At 64.5% G+C, this 4,688-nt stretch carries 4 protein-coding genes; 3 read left to right on the top strand and 1 reads right to left on the bottom strand.

The window, feature by feature from the left end; all coding sequences use genetic code 11:
• The first annotated feature begins 200 nt into the window (after positions 1 to 200).
• From F757_RS0129660 to F757_RS36730, 3 genes are all read left to right on the top strand, one after another.
• Entirely contained in the window at positions 201 to 440 is a 240-nt protein-coding gene (locus F757_RS0129660) for a DUF3311 domain-containing protein (protein WP_027214498.1), read from the top strand.
• Entirely contained in the window at positions 440 to 1,990 is a 1,551-nt protein-coding gene (gene mctP / locus F757_RS0129655; RefSeq protein WP_027214497.1) for a monocarboxylate uptake permease MctP, read from the top strand. Before F757_RS0129660 ends, mctP begins: the two co-directional genes overlap by 1 nt.
• 179 nt (positions 1,991 to 2,169) lie before the next feature.
• A complete protein-coding gene (locus tag F757_RS36730) occupies positions 2,170 to 3,567 on the top strand; it encodes an FUSC family protein (RefSeq protein WP_232221483.1) in 1,398 nt (465 codons plus the stop codon).
• Between the two features lie 24 nt (positions 3,568 to 3,591).
• On the opposite strand, the gene F757_RS0129645 is transcribed toward F757_RS36730, so the two are convergent.
• A complete protein-coding gene (locus tag F757_RS0129645; protein WP_027214495.1) occupies positions 3,592 to 4,008 on the bottom strand; it encodes a VOC family protein in 417 nt (138 codons plus the stop codon).
• Positions 4,009 to 4,688 lie beyond the last annotated feature (680 nt).

Below are 4,688 nucleotides of genomic sequence, written 5' to 3'. Positions count from 1 at the left end.
CACCCACCCCTCCGCCTCGGGTCCACCCTGCTTGACCGCACGTTCGCGGCTCCTATACTCTTTCGAAGCTTTCGGGGCACTCGTGTCCCATGCGGGGCGATCCTCCGCGGGCGTGCTACCGCGAGGCGGCTCTGCGCTTTGGGGGTTCACCACCCGTCGAACACGGGCCAACATTTCAATAATAGGGAAGAGGAGACGTCATGGCTCACGACGCCGACGCGAACAAAGCCAGCAAGCACTGGCTCTGGCTGTTGCTGTTGCCCTGGATCGCCATGGTCTGGGTGCCGTCGTATAACAAGGTCGAACCGGTTCTGTTCGACTTTCCGTTTTTCTACTGGTATCAGCTCCTCTGGGTGCTGATCAGCGCAATCATTACCGCAATCGTGTACTTCAAGACCAAGACGCGCGCGTCGGGCCGTCCGCAAGGAGACGCACGATAATGAACGCCATCGCAACTTTCGTCTTCGTTCTGTTTTTCATCGGCGTCACGATTCTCGGGTTCATTGCGGCGCACTGGCGGCGCGGCGATCTCGCCCATCTGGAAGAGTGGGGTCTCGGCGGGCGACGCTTCGGCACCATCGTCACGTGGTTCCTGCTGGGCGGCGACCTGTACACCGCATACACGTTCATCGCCGTGCCGGCGCTGGTGTTCGGTGCGGGCGCAACCGGTTTCTTTGCGCTGCCATACACAATCCTGATCTATCCGTTTGCGTTCGTCGTGTTCCCCAAGTTGTGGAGCATCGCGAAACGTCAGGGTTACGTAACCTCGGCGGATTTCGTGTCGGCCCGCTACGGCAGCCGCATGCTCGCGCTCGCCATTGCCGTGACCGGCATTGTGGCGACCATGCCGTACATCGCGCTGCAACTGGTCGGCATCGAAGTGGTGATCGGCGCGCTCGGCTTCGACACGAAGGGCTTTGTCGGCGACCTGCCGCTGATCATCGCGTTCGCCATTCTCGCCGCGTACACGTACACGTCGGGCCTGCGTGCGCCGGCCATGATCGCCGTGGTGAAGGACATTCTGATCTACATCACCATCTTCGCTGCGATCATCGTAATTCCGCCGCAACTGGGCGGCTTCGGTCACATCTTCGGCGCGGTGCCGCCGGCCAAGCTGCTGCTCAAGGCGCCGGACGTGTCGAGTCTGAATGGCTATAGCGCGTACGCGACGCTCGCGGTTGGTTCGGCACTGGCGCTGTTTTTGTACCCGCACTCGATCACCGCGGTGCTGTCGTCGAAATCGGGCAACACGATCCGCCGCAATATGGCGATGTTGCCGGCGTATTCGCTGGTGCTCGGCCTGCTCGCGCTGCTCGGCTTCATGGCGCTCGCTTCCGGCGTGAAGGACATGCCGGAATTCGCACCGTACTTCAAGGCGTTCGGTCCGAACTTCGCGGTGCCGGCGCTGTTCCTGCACTTCTTCCCGTCGTGGTTCGTCGGCGTGGCGTTCGCGGCCATCGGCATCGGCGCGCTGGTGCCGGCGGCCATCATGTCGATTGCGGCAGCGAACCTGTACACGCGCAATATCCACAAGGAGTTCGTCAACCGCAACATGACGCACGACCAGGAGACCAACGTCGCGAAGCTGGTGTCGCTGATCGTCAAGGTGGGCGCAGTGGCGTTCATTCTCGGCTTGCCGCTCACGTATGCAATCCAGTTGCAGTTGCTCGGCGGTATCTGGATCATCCAGACGCTGCCCGCCATCGTGCTCGGACTGTACACGCGCGTGCTCGACTATCGCGGTCTGTTGCTCGGCTGGGCGGCCGGCATCGCGACCGGTACGTGGATGGCGGTTTCGCTGAAGCTCGCCAGCTCCATCTTCACGGTTCACCTGTTCGGCATGGCGATTCCGGGCTACGCGGCGGTCTGGTCGCTGATCGTGAATCTGGTGGTGGCGGTCGTGGCGAGCCTGCTGGTGCGCGCGTTCGGCATGCAGCGCGCCGAAGACCGTACGCGCCCGGAAGACTATCTGGACGTGGTCGAAAGCTAAGCGTCGACGCTGGCAAACGAGGCGCCCGCGGACCCCAGTCCGCGGGCGTTTGTGTTTGTACTTCCGCCGCACTCCAGGGCACGATAGCGGGACTCCCTTCGAAAGCGCTGCCCGCTGCCGCCGCCATGGCTCCTGCCGATTCCCGCCCTGTTGTTCCGCGCCGCCCGGCGCTGAGCCGCATGGTCCGCGCGATCACGTCGCCGTATTACCGCTACCGGCACGCCAAGGTGCTGCACAGTCTGCGCGTCGGACTCGCGATGCTGTTCTCGATTCTCGCGACGACCGGTATCGACATTCCGCACGGCATCTGGTCGTCGGTGACGTTGCTGGTGGTGATCGGCGGGTTGCAGCATCACGGCAATATCCGCAAAAAAGCGGCGGAGCGGGCCGCAGGCACGCTGCTGGGCGCGTCGATCGGGCTGCTGTTGATCGTGCAGCAGAATCTGATCGGCTCGCTGCCGCTCACTTACGTGTTGATGGCGATTGTCGCGGCAATCTGCGCCTGGTTTGCGATCGGCTCGTCCGGCTATATCGGGCTGCTCACGGCGATCACCATGTGCATCGTCGCCGGACATGGCGACAATGTGATCGACGTCGGCCTGTGGCGCACGTTGAACGTGCTGATCGGCATTATGATCGCTCTCGCGTTTTCATTCGCGCTGCCGTTGCATGCTACCTATTCGTGGCGCTACGGCCTCGCTGCGAATCTGCGCGAATGCGCGCGCATCTACACGCGCTTGCTGGGGGGCGAATCGATCGGCGAGGAAGAGCAGGTCAGGCGTTTTCTGGAGATTAACCGGCGGCTCGTGCAGTTGCGCTCGCTCATGCCTTCGGTGGCGAAGGAGATCGACGTGCCGCAGGCGAAGCTCGAGGAGATTCAGCGCTTGCATCGTTCGGTGCTCAGTTCGCTGGAACTGCTGGCGACCGGTCCGCTGATGCAGGCTGACGCCGCCGCACGTGCGGCCTATGCGCGACGATGCGGCACCGAAGTGCAAGCCGTGCGCGCGATGTTGCTGGCCACGGCACGCGGCCTGCGTTTTGGTCGGGCGCAGCGTTCCGGGGTTCTGGCAGGAGGCGCGGCGGTCGCAGTTCCTGCGGAGAGTGTGTCGGGAAGCGGCGTTCCGGCGGCTGGCGTTGCGGGGGAGAGTGCGTCGGGGCGCAGCCGACCCGCGGCTGCTGTTCCGACGGAGAGTACGTCGGGCGACGGCGTTCCCGCGACTGGCGTTGCGGCGAACGGTGTGTCGGCGGGTGGCTCTCCGGCGGCTGGCGTTGCGACGCAGAGTGTGTCGGGAGCGGGCCTACCCGCGACTGCCGGATCGACGGCGGACGCGTCGCGAGCCGGTGCTCCCGCGGCCGACGCCCCCGCAACGGCTGCGCTCGTGGCCGGCAGTCACGCAGCGCCGCCACCGCTCCCGGCTACCGGCGACTCCGCGCCGCCGCTCCCGCCCGATCTGCAAGGACCGTACTGGCTCGGGCAGCGGCTCGCGGAACAGGTGGCGCGCTTACGCGCGGCGCTCTGCGACACCGAGCCGCACTGGAACATCGAGCGGCATTCGCGGATCCTGGCGAAGACCTAGGCGAGCTGCCGGGCCCGCCGTAGCTTACTCGTGCGGCAGAGTCACCATCCACATCAGACCGAAGCGGTCCACCGTCATGCCGAATCCCTTGCTCCAGAAGGTTTCGCCCCAAGGCATGACGATCTGGCCGCCGTCCGCAAGCGCGTTGAAGTATTTCTGCGCCGACGCGGTGTCGTCCGCGGTCAGCGACAGGCTGAAGCCGCTCATCGGTTTCGCGTCCTGATCGCAATTGCCGTCGGACGCCATCCACTGCGTCGAGCCCATCTGCACGTTCGCATGCATGATCTTTTCTTCGACGCCGGGGCGCGGCTTGTTCTGCGGATCGGGCGGTGCGTCCTTGAAACGCATCATGAATGTGACTTCGGCGCCAAGATGCTGGCGGTAATAGTCGAGCGCTTCTTCGCAACGCCCGTTGAAAAACACATACGGTTGAACTTCCATCGTCGTCTCCCGAAATACGGATATGAAACGCCCTGATGCCGAACGGCAAAACCAACGGCAGGCGTGCAGACCATTTTAGGTAACGGAGTTCAGTCGATTGTGACTTTGTGTCGTGAGAAGAAGACGGCGTCTCGCGCGAGTTGGCGTGACGCAGCGCTCGACGAGACAGGTGGGGGTGAACTGGTCGCCAACTGGCCGTCAGCGGGCGGAGGGCAGCGGGTGGTGGACAGACACCGGGCGGACGCTTGTCGGCCGATCAGCAGGCGATCAGCAGGCGGTCAGCAGGTAATAGACCCGCGGCGCGTGCGGTGGGCGAACGGTGGACCTTGCACGCTGGACGGTGGTCTCCAGCGGTGGACGTACGGTCGCCGGGCCGTGGGCGGCGGCCGGGCGTACGCTGGCTAGAACGCACGGCTCCGGCCGGAGCGGCCAACTGCCGAAGCCGCCTGGTTCAATAGGCCATGGCGGAACGCATCGGCAACCATGGTTGCCTGAGGCAACGCCGCAACGCCGCAACGCCGCAACGGCACAACGGCACAACGGCACAACGGCACAACGGCACAACGGCACAACGGCACAACGCCGCAACGGCACAACGGCACAACGGCACAACGGCACAACGGCACAACGGCACAACGGCACAACGGCACAACGGCACAACGGCACAACGGCACAACGGC

The organism is Burkholderia sp. WSM2232 (genome assembly GCF_000472545.1).
Taxonomy (GTDB): Bacteria; Pseudomonadota; Gammaproteobacteria; order Burkholderiales; family Burkholderiaceae; genus Paraburkholderia.
This window is presented reverse-complemented; position numbering and strand designations above follow the sequence as displayed.